This window comes from Treponema sp. R8-4-B8, assembly GCF_054786175.1.
In genome coordinates this window covers 1-17274 of the sequence record NZ_BDHE01000033.1, presented here as the reverse complement: position 1 = coordinate 17274, position 17274 = coordinate 1, and the positions used below count along the sequence as shown (strand labels likewise).

Annotated in this window: 19 protein-coding genes and 1 pseudogene; 17 read left to right on the top strand and 3 right to left on the bottom strand. The window is 42.2% G+C overall.

The features are described 5' to 3' along the window. Positions 1 to 297: 297 nt before the first annotated feature. Positions 298 to 1281, bottom strand: coding sequence for a DHH family phosphoesterase (locus ACYVRA_RS05650; protein ID WP_461251775.1), 984 nt, complete (start codon positions 1279 to 1281; stop codon positions 298 to 300). A gap of 94 nt (positions 1282 to 1375) precedes the next feature. On the opposite strand from ACYVRA_RS05650, the gene ACYVRA_RS05645 reads away from it, so the two are divergent. The 13 genes from ACYVRA_RS05645 to ACYVRA_RS05585 all read left to right on the top strand — a co-directional run bounded on the left by ACYVRA_RS05645 (position 1376) and on the right by ACYVRA_RS05585 (position 14223). Next, on the top strand, positions 1376 to 2080 hold the full coding sequence (locus tag ACYVRA_RS05645) for a DUF554 domain-containing protein (RefSeq protein ID WP_461251774.1): 705 nt from the start codon (positions 1376 to 1378) through the stop codon (positions 2078 to 2080). Positions 2081 to 2430: 350 nt separating this feature from the next. Continuing rightward, positions 2431 to 2937, top strand: a complete 507-nt coding sequence (locus tag ACYVRA_RS05640) for a hypothetical protein (protein ID WP_461251773.1) — start codon at positions 2431 to 2433, stop codon at positions 2935 to 2937. Beyond that, on the top strand, positions 2937 to 4139 hold the full coding sequence (locus ACYVRA_RS05635; protein ID WP_461251772.1) for a lecithin retinol acyltransferase family protein: 1203 nt from the start codon (positions 2937 to 2939) through the stop codon (positions 4137 to 4139). The genes ACYVRA_RS05640 and ACYVRA_RS05635 overlap by 1 nt, the downstream gene beginning before the upstream one ends. A gap of 12 nt (positions 4140 to 4151) precedes the next feature. Next, entirely contained in the window at positions 4152 to 6950 is a 2799-nt protein-coding gene (locus ACYVRA_RS05630) for an AAA family ATPase (RefSeq protein ID WP_461251771.1), read from the top strand. Positions 6951 to 6967: 17 nt separating this feature from the next. After that, the gene (locus ACYVRA_RS05625) at positions 6968 to 8050 is read left to right on the top strand and encodes a WD40 domain-containing protein (protein WP_461251770.1); all 1083 of its coding nucleotides are present in this window, start codon (positions 6968 to 6970) and stop codon (positions 8048 to 8050) included. 14 nt (positions 8051 to 8064) lie between these two features. After that, positions 8065 to 9516, top strand: coding sequence for an elongation factor Tu (tuf, locus tag ACYVRA_RS05620; protein ID WP_461251769.1), 1452 nt, complete (start codon positions 8065 to 8067; stop codon positions 9514 to 9516). Between the two features lie 10 nt (positions 9517 to 9526). Continuing rightward, positions 9527 to 10321, top strand: coding sequence for a double zinc ribbon domain-containing protein (locus ACYVRA_RS05615; RefSeq protein ID WP_461251776.1), 795 nt, complete (start codon positions 9527 to 9529; stop codon positions 10319 to 10321). 12 nt (positions 10322 to 10333) lie between these two features. Further along, entirely contained in the window at positions 10334 to 10570 is a 237-nt protein-coding gene (locus ACYVRA_RS05610; RefSeq protein ID WP_461251768.1) for a hypothetical protein, read from the top strand. A 10-nt stretch (positions 10571 to 10580) separates the two neighbouring features. After that, positions 10581 to 10922 carry a hypothetical protein gene (locus ACYVRA_RS05605; RefSeq protein ID WP_461251767.1) on the top strand — a complete coding sequence of 114 codons (342 nt, stop codon included), beginning with the start codon at positions 10581 to 10583 and terminating at the stop codon, positions 10920 to 10922. Next, complete coding sequence (locus ACYVRA_RS05600; protein WP_461251766.1) at positions 10919 to 11467, top strand: J domain-containing protein; 549 nt, start codon at positions 10919 to 10921, stop codon at positions 11465 to 11467. Before ACYVRA_RS05605 ends, ACYVRA_RS05600 begins: the two co-directional genes overlap by 4 nt. Before the next feature lie 9 nt (positions 11468 to 11476). After that, positions 11477 to 12016 carry an HNH endonuclease gene (locus ACYVRA_RS05595; protein WP_461251765.1) on the top strand — a complete coding sequence of 180 codons (540 nt, stop codon included), beginning with the start codon at positions 11477 to 11479 and terminating at the stop codon, positions 12014 to 12016. Between the two features lie 462 nt (positions 12017 to 12478). Beyond that, positions 12479 to 13732, top strand: coding sequence for an AAA family ATPase (locus ACYVRA_RS05590; RefSeq protein ID WP_461251764.1), 1254 nt, complete (start codon positions 12479 to 12481; stop codon positions 13730 to 13732). Next, entirely contained in the window at positions 13726 to 14223 is a 498-nt protein-coding gene (locus ACYVRA_RS05585; protein ID WP_461251763.1) for a hypothetical protein, read from the top strand. Before ACYVRA_RS05590 ends, ACYVRA_RS05585 begins: the two co-directional genes overlap by 7 nt. 72 nt (positions 14224 to 14295) lie before the next feature. Here the strand turns inward: ACYVRA_RS05585 and ACYVRA_RS05580 are convergent. Further along, positions 14296 to 14448 (bottom strand): annotated as a pseudogene (locus ACYVRA_RS05580) (EF-Tu C-terminal domain-related protein); the annotation flags it as partial. On the opposite strand from ACYVRA_RS05580, the gene ACYVRA_RS05575 reads away from it, so the two are divergent. Both ACYVRA_RS05575 and ACYVRA_RS05570 read left to right on the top strand, forming a co-directional pair. Further along, on the top strand, positions 14426 to 14638 hold the full coding sequence (locus ACYVRA_RS05575) for a DUF554 family protein (RefSeq protein ID WP_461251762.1): 213 nt from the start codon (positions 14426 to 14428) through the stop codon (positions 14636 to 14638). The pseudogene ACYVRA_RS05580 and the gene ACYVRA_RS05575 overlap by 23 nt on opposite strands. Before the next feature lie 226 nt (positions 14639 to 14864). Then, positions 14865 to 15299, top strand: a complete 435-nt coding sequence (locus ACYVRA_RS05570) for a hypothetical protein (protein ID WP_461251761.1) — start codon at positions 14865 to 14867, stop codon at positions 15297 to 15299. On the opposite strand, the gene ACYVRA_RS05565 is transcribed toward ACYVRA_RS05570, so the two are convergent. Then, complete coding sequence (locus ACYVRA_RS05565) at positions 15296 to 15472, bottom strand: hypothetical protein (RefSeq protein WP_461251760.1); 177 nt, start codon at positions 15470 to 15472, stop codon at positions 15296 to 15298. The two genes, ACYVRA_RS05570 and ACYVRA_RS05565, sit on opposite strands and share 4 nt — an antisense overlap. A 127-nt stretch (positions 15473 to 15599) precedes the next feature. Here ACYVRA_RS05565 and eno point away from each other — a divergent pair, with 127 nt between their 5' ends. After that, positions 15600 to 16901 (top strand): phosphopyruvate hydratase, encoded by a 1302-nt coding sequence (eno, locus tag ACYVRA_RS05560; RefSeq protein WP_461251759.1) that lies wholly within the window; start codon positions 15600 to 15602, stop codon positions 16899 to 16901. 119 nt (positions 16902 to 17020) lie between these two features. After that, positions 17021 to 17206 carry a hypothetical protein gene (locus ACYVRA_RS05555; RefSeq protein ID WP_461251758.1) on the top strand — a complete coding sequence of 62 codons (186 nt, stop codon included), beginning with the start codon at positions 17021 to 17023 and terminating at the stop codon, positions 17204 to 17206. Positions 17207 to 17274 lie beyond the last annotated feature (68 nt).

Sequence of the window (17274 nt, the reverse complement as noted above, 5' to 3'; positions counted from 1 at the left end):
TCAAGATTTGTAGTCAACCTTATATATCTTGATCAATAATGGGTCATCGGATAGGAACTTTGCGTCCTTTGCGTTCTCTGCGCCTTTGCGAGAGAAAATTTGAGAATAATGTTTTGTAAAGTTCTAGCTGTTACAGTCTAATAGTGTCGTCAAGAAATTGGCGACACTAGATATGGGGTATGGTAATGCAATAGTACCTGTCACCGCTTTTCCCTAGTGTCGTTATGCGACATTTATGCGACCGGTAATGTCTATTGCTAATTCTTCCTCCGTGTTCTTCGTGTGAATCTTCTTCTTTTAACTTATTTTCTCATAAAACAAAATTGCCCGATGTTTAATAAAAGTATCCAAGACTCTTGAGGCGCTTAAGTTCTCAATGGGGATAAAGCCACCCGCCATGTTATCGTGGCCGCCGCCTACTCCGCAGCCGTTTACGATAAACCTGACAAGATCGTTGGCTTTTATTTTGTTGCAGATGCTCCTGACTGAAAGTTTTATTCCTTTTTCTTTTACCGCGTACGCGACGACAATGTTTACTCCGGCAATGCTGACTACAATATCCCCGGCGGCGCCTAAAAGGGAATCGTTTACATTTTGCAAGTGCAGGAAGGCAAGCTCGTCGTAAATTTCTACGGTTTTAAACGCCTGCGCGTACATATCCAGATCGTTAACTGAAATCTCATTTCCTTTAAGCTCTACGACCATATCAATATCTGAAAGACTGTAGAGTTTGTAAAACATGTCAATATCAAAATTCGACGTGCCCCTTGTAAGGTTGTCGGTGTCCATAAGAATTCCGTAGAGGAGGGCAGTTGCGATAATTTTAGGAGGTTCAATGTTATTTTCAAAAAACCATTCCGCTATAATGGAACTGCAGCTTCCAACGTCGGGGCGTATATCTTCAAAACGATAGCCCATGTTGCCCTTGTATTCATGGTGATCAATAGCCGCCACTTCATCGGTGGGAAGGTCTGTAATATTGGAGTTGCCTTTTTGAGCGTCTACTAACACCGCCCAATCCTCAGTCCCAAGCGTATAAGCGTTAGCCGCTTTCACGACAGGCACATTGAACATCTCAAGCATCTTTAGGGAATTTGCCTTCTCAATTTCCTGATCATAAACAATAGCGAGTTTTTTAATTCCGCGTTGGGAGAGCAAGTAGTAAAGGCCGAGGCTGGAGGCGATGGCGTCCGGGTCAGGAACATTGTGAGGCTGGATGAAGACCTCATCCGGAGCGTCTTTTAAAATATCCACTAATATATCAAGTTTTGTTTGACTCATAAAAAAATTATATCATAAAACAAAAAAGATTATATGTAAAATGGCAAATATTTCTTCTTGTCATAATATCGGGTATTTTGTATTATAAATCATTATGTTAGGTCCTATCGTAAACGCCGCAGCCGTCGTTGTTTTTGCGCTTGTCGGAACATTCCTTGTAAAAAGAATTCCTGAGCGCATCGAAGAAATTATTAAAAAGGCAATAGGCCTTTCAATCATTTTTCTGGGAATAAAAGGCGCGTTTGAGAATGAAAGACTCCTCCTTTTAATAATGAGCATGGTCTTTGGCGGCATAATAGGCGAATTAATCGATATCGACAAATGGATGAATAAATTTGGCAAATGGGCGGAAAGCAAACTTATCAAAAACAGCCAAGCCGACGCAAAACATGATTTTGCCAAAGGTTTTGTTTCAGCCACTATCCTTTTCTGCACAGGCTCAATGTCGATTATAGGATCGATGCAAAGCGGGCTTACTGGAAACCATCAAATACTTTTTACAAAATCGGTAATGGACGGTTCCATGTCTATTGTATTTGGCGCGACATTCGGAATAGGCACGGCGTTCTCGGCGATACCGCTTCTGCTTTATCAGGGAGGAATCGCGCTTGCCGCAACTTTTATCCGCGATTTTCTTAACCCGGAAGTTATCCGCGAGATGTCCGCCGTTGGAAGCCTCATCATTACTGCTATTGGCTTTAATTTTCTTTCCGTAAAAGAGATTAAAGTCGCAAACCTTATTCCTGCCATGTTTATTCCTTGGGTTTATTTGACTGTAGTTCAATACTTTTTACATTAAACCGCAAAGGTTCTCACACGCTGACTAACCGCACGGCGTTAAGCCGTGTAGATGAATAATGCCGCACAGCGTAGCACCAATAAACGCCGCTGTCTGTAATAAATGCAAGGCGGCCTTTAGGCTGCCGACAGTGCGCAGAAAACAAAGAGACAAAGAACAAAAAGAGGGAAAGTGGTTGATTTTACTTCTTGCAAATCACGCCTTTTTTTAGTAAAATAATCGTATGGTTTGTAAAAATGCCCAAAAAGAAAGATATTTCCTTTTAGTCTGGCGTTAAATGACAGACCAGTATGATGGAATCATTATGACAGAATCATATTGAATATTTTAATCTTTAAAGGAGAAAAACTATGGCACTAAGTACTGATGAGGAACAAGGCGCGCAAACACTTGTCGAAATCATCGAAAAAACGGCGGATAACCCCGAAAAAGCGGCAAAGCGCGTTGAGGAAAAAACAGGCTCAAAAGGCGTTCTTGGGACTATTTTTGCTTTTATCAAGGATTATAAAAACAGAGATAAAACCCAGTCCAATGAAGAGTGGCTAAAACAGCAGTTTGCCAAACCGGAATACGCGTCGGCGTGGGAAGGCGGTGATGGCGCCGAAGCCGCCAAAGCTGCTAAAGCTTTGGTAAACGACATTGAAGATTACGAAAACGCGAAAAAATCCCTGCAATCCCACATAGAAATGGGGGGCAGCAGGGCAAGTTGGATTTCCCAGCAAATAGAAATCGGGGCGGCGGCAAACGGCAAAAACCTCGCGGACTACGCCAAAGACATATACGATGGGCTGGATGAGGCAAGGAAAGAAAACGTCGAATTCCTCCTTGGCGCGGATATGATAAAGGAGGCAAAATAATGGAAGAAAACAGAGAACCAAAACCCGGAGATTTAATTTGGGCGGATAGAAGTAAAAAGGGGTTGCCCTACAATCATTGCGGCATCTATGAAGGCGCGGGGTATGTGATACATTTTGCCTCGCCGGAAGGCTGTGAAATAAATCAGGAAAGCGCGAAAGTACACCGGACTACTTTTGAGCATTTTAAGGACGGCTGTCCGGTAAAGGTAATTGATATTGAAAACAGCCTTCCGGTAGAAGAAACATTACGCAGGGCTCGTGGATGCATCGATATGAAGGGCTACGATTTTACGTCATTCAACTGCGACCATTTCGCTACTTGGTGCAAGACCGGAAAATACCATTCCATACAGGTTGACAATGTAAAAACGGTATTAAAAGAATTGAACAATCCCGCTATTGATGTGGTATGTGGAATCCATGACATAGCGCAAATGCTTAAAGCGCCCCGCCTTGATAAGGTTTATCCGGCTAAGGAAAACGAGATTGATGATACCCTTGAGACAAATTCATTATTAACCGAAACAATCCCGCCAGTGCCAGATGCGGAAAAAGACATTAAGGCGGATTATGAAATAATAGATGAACCTTGCCCGGAAGATGAAGCGAAAGACTCAGGAAAGGGTGAACTCATTGTTAGAGAAGACGATACGGGCGAAGCTGATGGGGATGAGGACAAGGGGCTGCCGCCAGCGAAAAAAGCATGGTACGAAAAGGTTGGCGATGTGCTTAAAGGCATTACCTATCCGGTTTCCGGCGCACTGCAATTACTAAGCCACAAAGGCAACATTCCATTTTTAAAGAATATCAATTTTATTAACTTGGGGGCGAAAGTCCGCAATGTTATTGACAACATAGTTACTTCCATAAAGGTATTTACCAAAGCCATAACCCCGGAACAGGCAGTTGAAGAACGCAAGAACAACGAAGCCGCCCTTGCCGGGCTTGTCATCGCGCAAAAGCAAGACCAGCCGGTAAAGGAAAGACTAAAACAGACCTTTGGCGCAATTGGCTCAAAGATAAAACACGTAGTACAGCAAGTAGTTACCCGAATTGTACCCGAGCCTGTCCGCAAGGCGATTAAATCAGGAGCGGGAAAAATCTTAACGACTGTCGCTGGCGGGATTAAATCATTTGTGCAAAAAGCGGGGCAGAAAGTAAAAGGTTTTTTTGCAAGCGTTAAAAGAAAAATCTTTGGTTAAAGGATGAATAGCGTGAAAACTGAATTTGAAGAACAACTGGAAGAAACAAAAAAAGCCGTTAAAAGCGGCACATCGGCGGTTCATCTGTGCGGCGATGATTATAACCGCATAGATGAGTTTGTTACAACGCTCGCGAAAGATTATCTTGACTTTACGGAATATATAGAAGAAAACATACGCGGTGAAATAAAGAAGATACCAAGAGCGGCTATAGTTGAATGGAACTACGGTTACGGGCAGATTGATTTTTATACCAGAAAGAAAATTCCTAGCCCTTACAAAGATGAAAAAATGTCCTTTCCGCAGTTTCTGGAAAGGTATAAAGATCCCAACTTAGCTGAAAGTCATGTTATCCTGATACGGAACGCCCGCCATGTGCTTGACGGCGAGATGAACCGCGAAAATCTCGCGCAGTTACAGCAAACAATCGTTCACCTTAAAAAGAACAAGAAAGGGAAGGCCGTTTTAATTTACTGCGATGAAAAAAGGTTTATCCCCGACGAACTGACAAGCCTTGTGTATTTTCTTGACGTAAAGCCCCCATCACTTGATGAGCTTATCCGTACAGCCGAAGAGTTTATTAAAAGAAAAGAAGAAAACGAAAAGAAATTTGCTAAAGACCACCCTGATTCCGTAAGAAATCAATTTTCTAGCATAGACCCCAAGCTTGCCCGCGAACTTTCCTCCATGTGCGTTGGAATGAGCAAGGACAGTTTTAATCAAATTCTTGAAAAAGCCGCGCTTGAAGAAGAAAAAGATTTCAACGAGGCCGTAAAACCCTGGGCGGAAAAAACAAAAAAACAGTATGTTGAAAAGACCGGCCTCCTAAAATTTGTTAATGCCGAAGTTGACATAGACAATGACGTAGGCGGTCTTGGTTATTTAAAATGGTGGCTTAGACGAAATGAAAAGGCTTTTAAACACCCAAAAGAGGCAAAAGAAATAGGAATAAGCCCCGCAAAAGGTATTTTACTGGTAGGTATGCCCGGCTGCGGAAAATCGCTTACATCAAAAGCGGTCGCGGCGTTTTTTGGCTATCCCCTGCTCGCCCTTGATTTAGGCACCCTCATGGGCAAGTACCTGGGCGAAAGCGAAGGGAACTTACGGCGCGCCATCAGCCTTGCCGAGAATTCCAGCCCCTGCGTACTATGGGTGGATGAAATAGAAAAAGCGTTTGCCGGCGTTGGCGGAGACGAATCCGGCGTAAGCCAGCGGCTTTTGGGTTATCTGTTGACGTGGTTAAATGATAAAAAATCACAGGTGTTTGTCATGGCAACCGCCAATGACGTTGCCGTGCTTCCGCCGGAATTCCTGCGGCGCGGGCGTTTTGACGAAATTTTCTATGTTGATTTTCCGAATGAACGGGAAAGAAAGGAAATATTTAAGATCCACATAGGGAAAGTTTTTGGCAAAAACATTGTAAAAAAAATGGAAGAAGGAGAGCTTAAAGAAAAGCTTGAGCGGGAGAAAATCAGCAAAGAAAAATACATAGAAAAACTCGGCAAGGAAGAATTTGACAAAGCCATTAAAAACAATGAAAAAATTAAAAATGACTTTGATGAGCTTACCCGCGACAAAAAACGCGAGGACAAAAAGAAGGATGGAAAAATTGAAAAACCTAAAGTCTACATCGAATCCGAAATTGAAGCTTTGGTAAACGCAACTATTGATAAAAGAATAAATAATCCTTCCCAGGATAAAAAACCTGAAGATAAAGAAAAAGATGAAAATGTTATTTTAGAAGATGAAAAAACCTACCAAGGTACGGAAGGCTATGCCGGTTCCGATATTGAAGCGCTGGTAAACGCCGCTGTTATACGATTTTGGAATAAAGAAAATAACGAAGAGACAATAGAAAACAGTATATTTAGTCTTTTACTTTCAGAACGAAAATTCATGACACCGCTTAAGGAAGTGCTGGCTGAAAAAATAAAAATTAACAGGGAAAAATTCGGCAAATACAAACTAACTTCAGCCTCATTTACAAAAGAGAATCTAAAACGTTTTGAAGACGCAAGCGAAGGCGACGAGAAACAACAATTGGAAATAGCAAAGGAAGAAATTTGTCCGCCGGGAATTCTGATAAAGCTGGCTAAAAACGGCTCAAAGAACGTAAAGCTTGCCGTACTTGAAAACCTAAGTTGCCCTCCGACCTGTGTTATTGATCTAATGGGAGACGGCGATGCCGATGTTAAGGCAAAAGCGGAAGAAAAGCAGTTGGCGACTCCCGCCGGTATAATAAAAATAGCGCAAAATGGCACGCCGGAACAGAAACTCAATCTGTTTAAGCTAAATCGTGAAATCCCGGAAGAAGCGCTTGTTTCTCTGGCAAATAACGGTAACATAGAAATAATTAAAGCGTTAAAGAATTACCGTTCTGATCTTCCCAAACCGGTATGGACGGCGCTCATTGCCCGTGGGAAAGATAATGAAGAAATAAATAAATTGATACCCGAAGAACAAAAATACAAGCTTGTTGACGATAAGGTTTGTTTGAATTGTTATTATCGTAAAGGGACTTCCAATATGAGTTGTAAATATGGTAAACCATGTGGTATTTCATCTAAATGTGAGGATTGGAAGGAAAGTTATGAAAATTATTGCGTATGGTGTCTTTATAACGATGGGGAAAAATGTACTAAGCAGAGTTCTTTTATGGATAACTGTTTAAATTTTACAATCCCAAAAAAGGTAAAGCCGTCTAGATGTTCCGAGTGTGAATATGTTATTATTAATAAAGCCGGCAAAAAAGAATGTAAATTTAACGCTTGTTTTGGTCTTAATTACCGTTGTCCCATTAAAACCTCATAATATTAAAGGAGCGGCAAATGGCAGAAACGATAAAATGCAAAAAATGCGGAGAGGATTTGAAACCTCATTGGACAATCTGCCCAAATTGTCAACAGCCCGTGCGGGCGCAGGTTGAAAAATGCGTATTCTGCGGCGGGGATATTAATGAAGAAACGGGGAAATGTATTGATTGCGGTAAAACCGGAGAAGAAGCGAAAGCCGCTACGGGGGAAATGTCCGGCGAAGCCGTTGATTATTCTAAATTTCGGGTTATCCGTACTAAGCATGAGCGTAAAGTTCATTCTGTTGCGTTTAGTCCTGACGGCAAGCACATTGTATCAGGATCGGAAGACAAAAATGTGAGACTTTGGGCAATCGAAACCGGAGGGGTTATCTGTGTTTATACAGGGCGGCATGAAAGGACTGTTCATTCTGTTGCGTTTAGTCCTGACGGCAAGTACATTGTTTCAGGGTCGAGAGATAAAACTGTGAAGCTCTGGGAAACCGAAACCGGAGGGCTTATCCGTATTTTTAAGCATGAGGCTGAGGTTCAGTCTGTTGCGTTTAGTCCTGACGGCAAGTACATTGTTTCAGGGTCGAGAGATAAAACTGTGAAGCTCTGGGAAACCGAAACCGAAGGGCTTATCCGTATTTTTAAGCATGAGGATGGGGTTCAGTCTGTTGCGTTTAGTCCTGACGGCAAGTATATTGTTTCAGGGTCGAATGACCAAACTGTGAAGCTCTGGGAAACCGAAACCGGACAGCTTATCCGTAGTTTTGAGCATGAGAATGGGGTTAACTCTGTTGCGTTTAGTCCTGACGGCAAGTACATTATTTCAGGGTCGAGTGACCAAACTGTGAAGCTCTGGGAAACCGAAACCGGACAGCTTATCCGTAGTTTTGAGCATGAGAATGGGGTTAACTCTGTTGCGTTTAGTCCTGACGGCAAGTACATTGTTTCAGGGTCGGAAAATAAAACTGTGAAACTTTGGGAAACCGAAGCCGGACAGCTTACCCGTAGTTTTGAGCATGAGAATCCTGTTCTGCCTATTGCGTTTAGTCCTGACGGTAAATACATTGCTTCAGCGACAGGCAACAAAATCTTTATTTGGGGTTGTTAATTAAGGAGTAAAACATGGAAGAAACGAAGAAATGCAAAAAATGCGGCAAACCTTTAGAGCCTGGTTGGACTTTTTGCCTGCATTGTCAACAGCCGGTGCAAGCGCAGGTTGAAAAATGCGCGTTTTGCGGCGGGGATATTAATGAAGAAACGGGTAAATGTATTGATTGTGGTAGAACCAGAGAAGAAGCGAAAGCCGCTGTACAGGCAACGAGTGGGCAAGATACCTCTGAAAATGAAGATTTTGATGAAAATGAAGATTTTAACGATGAAGAAGACGAAGACGATGAAGACGAAGACGAAGAAGTGACTGGAATCTCCTACGGACCTACCAAACCGCATGTGAATGTAGGAACCATTGGTCATGTTGATCATGGCAAGACAACGCTTACCGCCGCTATCACTATGTACTGTAGTATGATGTATGGCGACAAGTTTACACAGAGCGATGGTATTATAGATACAAAACATCTGGTGTACCAGTCGGAAAAGCGCTATTATTCCCACATTGACTGCCCTGGGACTGACATTATCAAAAACATGGTCATGGGCGCGGCGCAAATGGACGGGGCAATCCTTGTCGTATCAGCGCCCGACTCGGTTATGCCCCAGACAAGAGAGCATATCATTCTCGCCCGTCAGGTAGGCGTTCCAGAAATTATTGTTTTCCTAAACAAAATAGACATTATTGACGATCCTGACCTATTGGAATTAGTCGAAGAAGAAATCAAAGACGTGCTTACTGCAAACGGTTTCCCTGGCGATGAAATTCCCATTATCAAAGGTTCGGCTTTTAAAGCACTGAGTGATTTGTCAGAAGGTAATGAAACAGAAAATACAACCTGCATAAAAGAACTGTTGGATGCCATGGATTCTTACTTCCCCGTTCCAGAGCGTGATACCGAAAAACCCTTCCTTATGCCCATCGAAGATGTGTTTACCATTCAAGACAGCGGCACTCTTGTTACCGGAAAAGTAGAGCGTGGCATAGTCAGGCTGGATGATGAAGTAGAAATTGTCGGCATTAAGCCCGTAAAAAGGTCTGTTGTTAAAGGCATTGAAATGTTCGATAAATTAATTGAAGAAACACAAGCAGGGGATAATGTTGGTATTCTTCTTGATGGTATTGATATAAAAGATGTAGAACGAGGACAGGTGTTGGCTAAACCACATTCAATTAAACCTTATAAAAAGTTCAAGGCTCAGATTTACTGTCTGTCTAAAGAAGAAGGCGGAAGGCATAATCCGTTCCTTACAGGTTATAGACCGCAGTTCTATTTCCGTACTACCGACATTATCGGAACAGTAAAACTTCCCGAAGACAAGGAAATGGTCATGCCTGGCGATAATGCGGAAATCACTGTCGAGCTTATTCATCCTATTGCAATGGAGAGAGGACTCAGGTTTGCCATTCGTGAAGGCGGGAAAACTGTCGCATCCGGGATGGTAACAGAAGTTTTTGATTAAGGAAGCAAACATGGAAGAAACGATAAAATGTACAAAATGCGGAGAGGATTTGAAACCTCATTGGAAAATCTGCCCAAATTGTCAACAGCCGGTGCAAGGACAGGTTGAAAAATGCGCGTTCTGCGGCGAAGAACTTGAAAAAGATATGGTAATATGCCCCAGTTGTAAAAAAACCAGAGAACAAGCGAAAGCCGCTGTAGGGGAAGTTTCTAATCAAAACAGCGCTAAAAATGAAAATACTGATGAACATGAAACAGGCGGAAAATACTTTATTGATAAAAACAAGTTTTTTTCTGACATGCAAAAACATGAACAGGAAGAAAAACAGGCATTAGAGTTAGAAAAACAGAAGGAAGAGAATATTGCATTACACAAAAAATTTCGTTCATTAATTAAGTCCTCACGCGAGCATATAATGGAGGGCAAGCTCGACATTGCTTTACGAGAAGCAAAAGACGCTTTAAAGATTAATTCAACAGATCATTTTGCCGCTCAACCTCATTCACTTATTGCGGATATTTATCAAAAGAAAGGTAAATTGGAGGATGCAATAAACGAAATAAACATTGCTTTAAGTTTTAATGACCAATATTGGTACGCTCATTGTGTTTTAGCAAAGATATTTTATATAGGAAATGATTATGAACAAATGAGAGAACATGTATATATAGCTAGACAAACAGTAAATGAAAAAGAATTAATAGAAAACTCATTAAGCGATATTCCCAATTTGAATGAAATTATAGAAGACCTTGAGGAAAAAGATAGAGAAAAATACAATGACGAAAATTACGACGACAATTAAACGGAGGCAAACATGGGAATTTGGAGATGTACAAAATGCGGAGCCGTGCAGGGCGGCTTAAACAAACCGCTTGTGGGGATGTGTTCTAAAGGCGGCGGACACCATTGGACTGTGGGGGCGGATGCCAGCGTAAAGCCTACCACATACCGCTGCGGAAAGTGCGGGGCTATTACAACCGCGCAGAGCAAACCGCTGGACAGGAATTGCGTTAAAGGCGGCAAATGTTCATGGCGAAAATACCAAAGCTGAAGTAATATAAATGGAAATAGCTTATCTAGGTCTTGCCGTAATTATTATATTAATATCCTTTTTACCGTCGTTGTTCAGATGGAGAAAAACCGTGCGTTGCCCAAAATGCAAAAAGTGGTATAAACTTGACTACCGGGGTTTTAACGTGCGCGACAAGGTAGTGGGAAATTCAAGCACGAGTTTCGGCGGCGGCGGCGTTGGCGGATTGTTTGGACGGTTGAGCGCTTTTATTTTTGGACACGCCACGCGCACTAACGCCGACCCGTTTATCCGCGAATGGGGGACGGCTTATTTTACCTGTACAAATTGCGGCTGTAACATAGAAATTGACACGCGGAGGGACAGAAAATGAACGGAACGACAAGCCGGATTCAAAACGGCGTTACGCGCATGGCTACTATCGGCGGCTCCGCAATTTTTATCATCGCGCTTCTCGGCGAATACATCGCGCCGTTTTTGCCGCTTATTGTTACCGTCATTGGCAGCCTTATTATCGGTTCCATTATCAGGTCAATTTTTATTCGCAAACTTAACAAAAGACTGTTTTCCGAATACCGTTATACGAATACAAATACGAATACGAATACGAATACAAACGCCAACAGACATTCGACGCAAAACCGGACAACCTACACGCGCGAAGAAACAACGTCAAAAGAAAAAATCCACCATGATAACGCATCCGCGCCTTCAGATTCGCTTACCATTTACCGCAATCTTTTGGGGCTTGGCCCGCGCTTTACAAGCGATGAATTAAGAACCGCATACCACCACTGCGCGGCAATGTACCACCCGGACCGTTATGTTTCAGCTTCGAGCGAGGAGCGGCAAAACGCCGAAGAACTAATGAAAAAAATAAACGAAGCCCATGAATATTTAAAATCTGTGGCTTTGTAGGGGCAGGGCATGAACATCATTATACCAAAAAGTTACGGCAGATGGAGCGATCCTGAAAAAGCGGGAAATTCAATCTGGTTTCCTGATATGAACAGCATACCCGAAAGAAGCAACGATCCTGTCAAACCCTATACGTTCAAAGGGCTTATTTGGCTTAACATTAAGAAGGATTATCAAAGTATCGGTTTTTCAGGTTTACAAATAACGGCGTTAAAAATAAATTTGTCTTTGCTTGCAACGGGCGTAAAAGGCGTAAGATTTTTCAATTACGAACCTGATTTCTCCCCGTTCGCCATTGCGACCGTAAAGTTGAAAAACTATCTTACAAGCAGATATGGCAGCGAAGGAACAATGCCGGAAGCGGATAAAATTCTTGCTTTTAAACTAAACCGCACCGAAGCCCAAATCCGCCAATGGATTAACGACAATCAATACGTCTGGCATGAACGCAAAGACGGAAGACGCATCGACCTCTTATCCCACGACATTCACGCCAACATACCCCATACGGGCGGCATTGCCGCTAACAAGGAAAGAAAAGGGGAATAAATTCGCACCCGGCCATAAGGTATCTTGTTTAACCGTTACCTGTTCGTCCGGTTTCTTTGCGTCCTCGGACATTTCCGCTACAGCGGCTTTCGCTTCTTCTCTGGTTTTCTGACAACCGGGGCATATTACCATATCTTTTTCAAGTTCTTCGCTGCAGAACGCGCATCTTTCAACCTACTCTCGCACAGGCTGTCTACAGTACGGGCAAACAGGCCAATCAGGTTTTAAATCCTTTCCGCATTTTTTGCATTTTAAGGCTTCTTCCATTTTTTGCTCCTTTTCCCTAATCATACCAAACATACGTTTAGTCTGTGTATCTTTGCATTATAGCATTATTGGCGGTTTTGTTAAATACTACGCATACCCACCTATTACCACGACAAACGCGTATTTGTTGTGGCGTACCCTTATAATATATTGTATCATATAGAGCGATGTACTATATTTGAAAAAGGTGAATATATGCCAAGAATAAAAATTCACAATTTTGGTCCTATAAAAACAGGTTATAAAGAAGACGATGGTTTTCTGGATATTTCGCGCGTTACTGTTTTTATCGGCAATCAAGGCAGTGGGAAAAGCACGGTTGCCAAATTGATTTCGACTTTTCTTTGGATGGAAAAAACCCTTGTACGCGGTGATTTTTTAAAAGATGATTTCACCGCAAATAATTTTATTGAAAAACGCCTTGCACATCATCGGCTGTCCGATGAATACCATAAAAATAATCCTGAACTGGTTTATGACGGCGAGGCATATCATTTTACTTTCAAAAATGGCGAATTGAAAATTTCAAAAAAAGACGCTCCCCGCTATGCGTTGCCGCAAATAATGTATGTTCCGGCGGAACGCAGTATCGTCACTTCTGTAGGAAATGCCGCGAAGTTAAAAAACATTTCTGGGGCGTTAAGTGAGTTTATCACTGAATATGGCAACGCTAAAGAAGCTATTTCCGATTCCGTCATGCTGCCCATCAATGGTACGTCTGCCGAATATGATAAAACGCATGACGTGATTTACATACGCGGGAACAATTACCGTATAAAATTGACTGATGCCGCCAGCGGTTTTCAATCCCTTGTGCCTCTTTATCTGGTATCGCGGTATTTATGTAATTCGATAAAGAGTTTTAAAAACGGCGAATCAATGAGCAGTGAAGAAAAAAGACGATTCGAAAAACAGCTTGAAGAAATTACGCGCGACCCAAATCTTAGTGATGAGCAAAAGCGTATAGCGCGATCAAACCTTGGAAAATCATACAACAAAGCCGTTTTTATCAATATTGTTGAAGAACCTGAACTCAATTTATTCCCTGGCGCGCAAAAGGATTTTTTATACGAATTACTCAAATTTAACAATACAATCAGGGAAAATGAAACAGAACATGGAAACAGAGTTATTATAACAACACATAGTCCGTATTTAATTAACTTTTTAAGCGTTGCTATATACGGCGCGGCTTTATCCAAAAAAATAGACTCTTCAGGCGAGAAAGAATCCCTTAAAAACGAATTACTAAAAGTTGTTCCTCAAGGCGCTTTAACTTCTATAGACGATGTTTCAATTTACCAGTTAAGTGAAGTAGACGGCTCTATAAAAAAACTTTCCTCTGTGGAAGGTATCCCGTCAGATAATAATTTGTTGAACAATCTGATACAACAGGGAAATCAGGAATTTGACAAGCTTCTTAAAATTGAGGAAACACTGGAATGTTAAACTTTTTTGATCCGTCATTTCAGGAAAAACCATTAAAACATTTGCAATTCGGATTATGCGACAATGAAGATGGCGCTGTCGCTTTTACCGATACTATAAATAAGGAAAAATGGACAGCTTCTGTTGAAAATCCAAACGGCCTTACATTGATTTTTACCGCAATTGATAAAGGCGTTATAAAAGATAATGAATATTCAGGCTATGAGCGATGTGACGGAATGCTTACTTCAGACTATCATTTATGTTTTGTAGAATTGAAAAATGAAAGAGGCGGGTGGATACAAAAAGGAATCTCACAGCTTGAATCAACAATAAAACTCTTTAATAACGCTCATCCGGGCGCGGAGAAGCGATATACGCATAAGAAAGCCTATATATGCAATAAAAAACATCCTTGCTTTCATGTAATTAATAACGAACAAAATTTAAAATTTTTCAAGCTCTGTCATTTTCGCCTTGATATACAAAGTGAAATATTATTGGCAGTGTAATGAAAAAAGTAAACGAAGCCTATAAACACTTTAAACCAGCGGCTTTGCGGGGATTCCCCGCGCCTTTCTACCTTAATCAAAAACTTTTGTTACCTGCCCGGATGCGACAGTTTTCCCGCCTTCACGAATGGCAAACCTGAGTCCTTTCTCCATTGCAATAGGATGAATAAGCTCGACAGTGATTTCCGCATTATCGCCTGGCATGACCATGTCTATTGTATTTGGCGCGACATTCGGAATAGGCGCGGCGTTCTCGGCACTGCCGCTTCTGCTTTATCAGGGAGGAATCGCGCTTGCCTCGGCTTTTATTGGTGCTACGTTGTGCGGCATTCCTGTCCACTTGCAAGTGGTCAGGCGTTTGTTTAACGTGTGTGAAGTCTTTTCGAAAAAATCAAAAATAATAGTAAAGATTTAAATGTTAGAGACTAATACTATGGAATTTCAATACCAGTTAAATTTGCCATTTTTATATCCAGTTTTCTTGTTTATTAGCTAATTATAAGATATCTACAGGCTTGACAAATCATGCAATATATAGTATTTTTCAACTAATATATGATATACAGTGCTTTCATTCATTTATTGAAAAGAAAAATGATCGCTGTAAGCGGTTAAAAATTTTTGTAAAGGAGAGTAAATCAATGAACAAATCATCAAACAAAGTAAAAGGATTATTGCTGCTGAATTTCTCTGTAGCCATCTATCTTTTTGCCACGGGGATTATGGGAATTACAGGAAAAAGAGGCGGCGGTGAAATCGGTACGGCGGTAACTTCACTTTTCGCGGGCGGCGGGTCAGGCGATTTTAACAAAATCCTGATAGTCATTCTTTCAGTCATGGCTATCGCGGCGGGAGTTTTTATCATTATCAGAATTTTCGGCATTTCAATCACCCATACCGACACGCTGTTAATCATCCTCGCAGTTACATGGATTATCTTTATTTTAATGATAGATATTATCTATCCCTTAAACCACAAAGGAGCCAGTATAGACCTAGAGTGGCTCAGGCGTTTCGGCTCTCATGCTATGGTATTAGCGGGAATTGTTTTAGGAACAAAGAAGTTCGGCATTTAAGGCGACGCGCAGTCTGTTACCATTGAAAATAAAATCGGCTCCAGCCGGGCTATGCCCGAGACTGGAGCCAAAAGAGCAAAAGAAGTGTACCTTGCTTTGCAGAGTACGCTAAATATGTGAAGTGATAACAGTGATAAAATGCTTATTACCGCTAGAAAAAGTGCTAAATTCATCAATATTTAGCCCCCTCCCCTTCGTGTTCTTTGTCCCTTAGCGCTCTTTGTGTGAGTCTTTTCGTACCTATTGACTTTATTAATAAAATATCCCACTATAAAACATACCAAATAAATGGAGGAAAATATGAGTCTGATTGAATTTGTGGAAGCGCGTGAAATTCTTGATTCACGGGGAAATCCCACAGTAGAAGTTGAAGTAATGCTTGAGGACGGCACCATTGGAAGGGCGGCTGTACCCAGCGGAGCGTCTACCGGCATTCATGAAGCGGTTGAGCTTCGAGATGGCGATAAGGGCCGCTACCTTGGCAAGGGCGTGTTAAAAGCGGTTGAAAATGTGAACAACATTATCAGGCATGAAGTAGAGGGCATGAACGCTCTTGATCAGGTTGATGTAGACAAAACCATGATCGAATTGGACGGAACCGAGAATAAAGGCAAACTCGGCGCTAACGCGATTCTTGGCGTGTCAATGGCGACCGCGCGCGCGGCGGCGGAATACCTCGGCCTTCCGCTTTACAAATATTTAGGCACTTTCCACGCCAGCGTTCTGCCTGTTCCGATGGCGAACATCATCAACGGCGGCAAGCACTCAGACAACAAGATTGACTTTCAGGAATTTATGATAATGCCGGTCGGAGCGGAATCAATGAGGGAAGCCATCCGCTGGACAGCCGAAATATTCCACAATCTGCAGAAAATTCTTCATGACGCGGGAAAAAGCACCGGCGTAGGCGATGAAGGCGGCTTTGCCCCCGACATCGGGAACGATGACGCCCTTGGCTATATCATGAAAGCCATCGAAAAAGCCGGATACAAGCCGGACGAACAGATTAAGATCGCTATTGACTGCGCCAGCTCGGAGCTTTATGAAGAAGGCGGCAATAAAGGCTACAAGTTCTGGAAATCAAATCCCGATAAACTTTTTACAGCGGACGAGATGATCGATATTTATACAAAATGGGTAAACAACTATCCCATTATTTCGATAGAAGACCCGCTTGATCAGGACGACTGGGACGGTTATGTGAAAATGACAAAGACCCTCGGCTCTAAAATACAGATAGTCGGCGACGACTTCTTTGTTACCAATACAAAGCGTCTTGAGAAAGGCATCAAGATGGGCGCGTGTAATTCAATCTTAATCAAAGTAAACCAGATTGGCACCTTAACGGAAACCTACGAAGCGGTTGAAATGGCGAAGAAAGCGGGCTACACCGCGATTGTTTCGCACCGCTCAGGCGAGACCGAAGACAGCTTTATCGCCGACCTTGTTGTCGCCCTTGAAACCGGACAGATTAAGACAGGTTCAATGAGCCGCACCGACCGCATTTGCAAATACAACCAACTCTTAAGAATCGAAGAAGAATTGCAAGGCATCAGCCAATACGCCGGAAGCAAGGCTTTTTATAGCATTAAAAAAGCCTAAAGTATTTTTATAAAAAGGACGCGGCTTAGCGCGGATTATTGCGGATTACGCTGATTTAAAATAATTTTTATTTAGCGTAATTCGCTTAATTCGCGTAGGCTTGCGTAATCTTCTATATTATGTCAGATCAATCAGTAATACCTATAGATCAGCTTCTCCCCCATAAATTGCCGCTTGTAGCTCTTTTGGGGCGGCCTATTTTTCCGGGGATTTTTACGCCAATTATGATTGGCAACCCTACCGACGTGAGAGTCGTGGAAGACGCCAACGCCGGAGCCGGGCAGGTAACAAAAGTTTTTGATTAAGGTAGAAAGGCGCGGGGAATCCCCGCAAAGCCGCTGGTTTAAAGTGTTTATAGGCTTCGTTTACTTTT

Bases quoted from the DNA above. Each gene is read 5' to 3' on its own strand.
- ACYVRA_RS05650 (WP_461251775.1), bottom strand. From the start codon at position 1,281: ATGAGTCAAACAAAACTTGATATATTAGTGGATATTTTAAAAGACGCT.
- ACYVRA_RS05645 (WP_461251774.1), top strand. From the start codon at position 1,376: ATGTTAGGTCCTATCGTAAACGCCGCAGCCGTCGTTGTTTTTGCGCTT.
- ACYVRA_RS05640 (WP_461251773.1), top strand. From the start codon at position 2,431: ATGGCACTAAGTACTGATGAGGAACAAGGCGCGCAAACACTTGTCGAA.
- ACYVRA_RS05635 (WP_461251772.1), top strand. From the start codon at position 2,937: ATGGAAGAAAACAGAGAACCAAAACCCGGAGATTTAATTTGGGCGGAT.
- ACYVRA_RS05625 (WP_461251770.1), top strand. From the start codon at position 6,968: ATGGCAGAAACGATAAAATGCAAAAAATGCGGAGAGGATTTGAAACCT.
- tuf (WP_461251769.1), top strand. From the start codon at position 8,065: ATGGAAGAAACGAAGAAATGCAAAAAATGCGGCAAACCTTTAGAGCCT.
- ACYVRA_RS05615 (WP_461251776.1), top strand. From the start codon at position 9,527: ATGGAAGAAACGATAAAATGTACAAAATGCGGAGAGGATTTGAAACCT.
- ACYVRA_RS05610 (WP_461251768.1), top strand. From the start codon at position 10,334: ATGGGAATTTGGAGATGTACAAAATGCGGAGCCGTGCAGGGCGGCTTA.
- ACYVRA_RS05605 (WP_461251767.1), top strand. From the start codon at position 10,581: ATGGAAATAGCTTATCTAGGTCTTGCCGTAATTATTATATTAATATCC.
- ACYVRA_RS05600 (WP_461251766.1), top strand. From the start codon at position 10,919: ATGAACGGAACGACAAGCCGGATTCAAAACGGCGTTACGCGCATGGCT.
- ACYVRA_RS05595 (WP_461251765.1), top strand. From the start codon at position 11,477: ATGAACATCATTATACCAAAAAGTTACGGCAGATGGAGCGATCCTGAA.
- ACYVRA_RS05590 (WP_461251764.1), top strand. From the start codon at position 12,479: ATGCCAAGAATAAAAATTCACAATTTTGGTCCTATAAAAACAGGTTAT.
- ACYVRA_RS05585 (WP_461251763.1), top strand. From the start codon at position 13,726: ATGTTAAACTTTTTTGATCCGTCATTTCAGGAAAAACCATTAAAACAT.
- ACYVRA_RS05575 (WP_461251762.1), top strand. From the start codon at position 14,426: ATGACCATGTCTATTGTATTTGGCGCGACATTCGGAATAGGCGCGGCG.
- ACYVRA_RS05570 (WP_461251761.1), top strand. From the start codon at position 14,865: ATGAACAAATCATCAAACAAAGTAAAAGGATTATTGCTGCTGAATTTC.
- ACYVRA_RS05565 (WP_461251760.1), bottom strand. From the start codon at position 15,472: ATGAATTTAGCACTTTTTCTAGCGGTAATAAGCATTTTATCACTGTTA.
- eno (WP_461251759.1), top strand. From the start codon at position 15,600: ATGAGTCTGATTGAATTTGTGGAAGCGCGTGAAATTCTTGATTCACGG.
- ACYVRA_RS05555 (WP_461251758.1), top strand. From the start codon at position 17,021: ATGTCAGATCAATCAGTAATACCTATAGATCAGCTTCTCCCCCATAAA.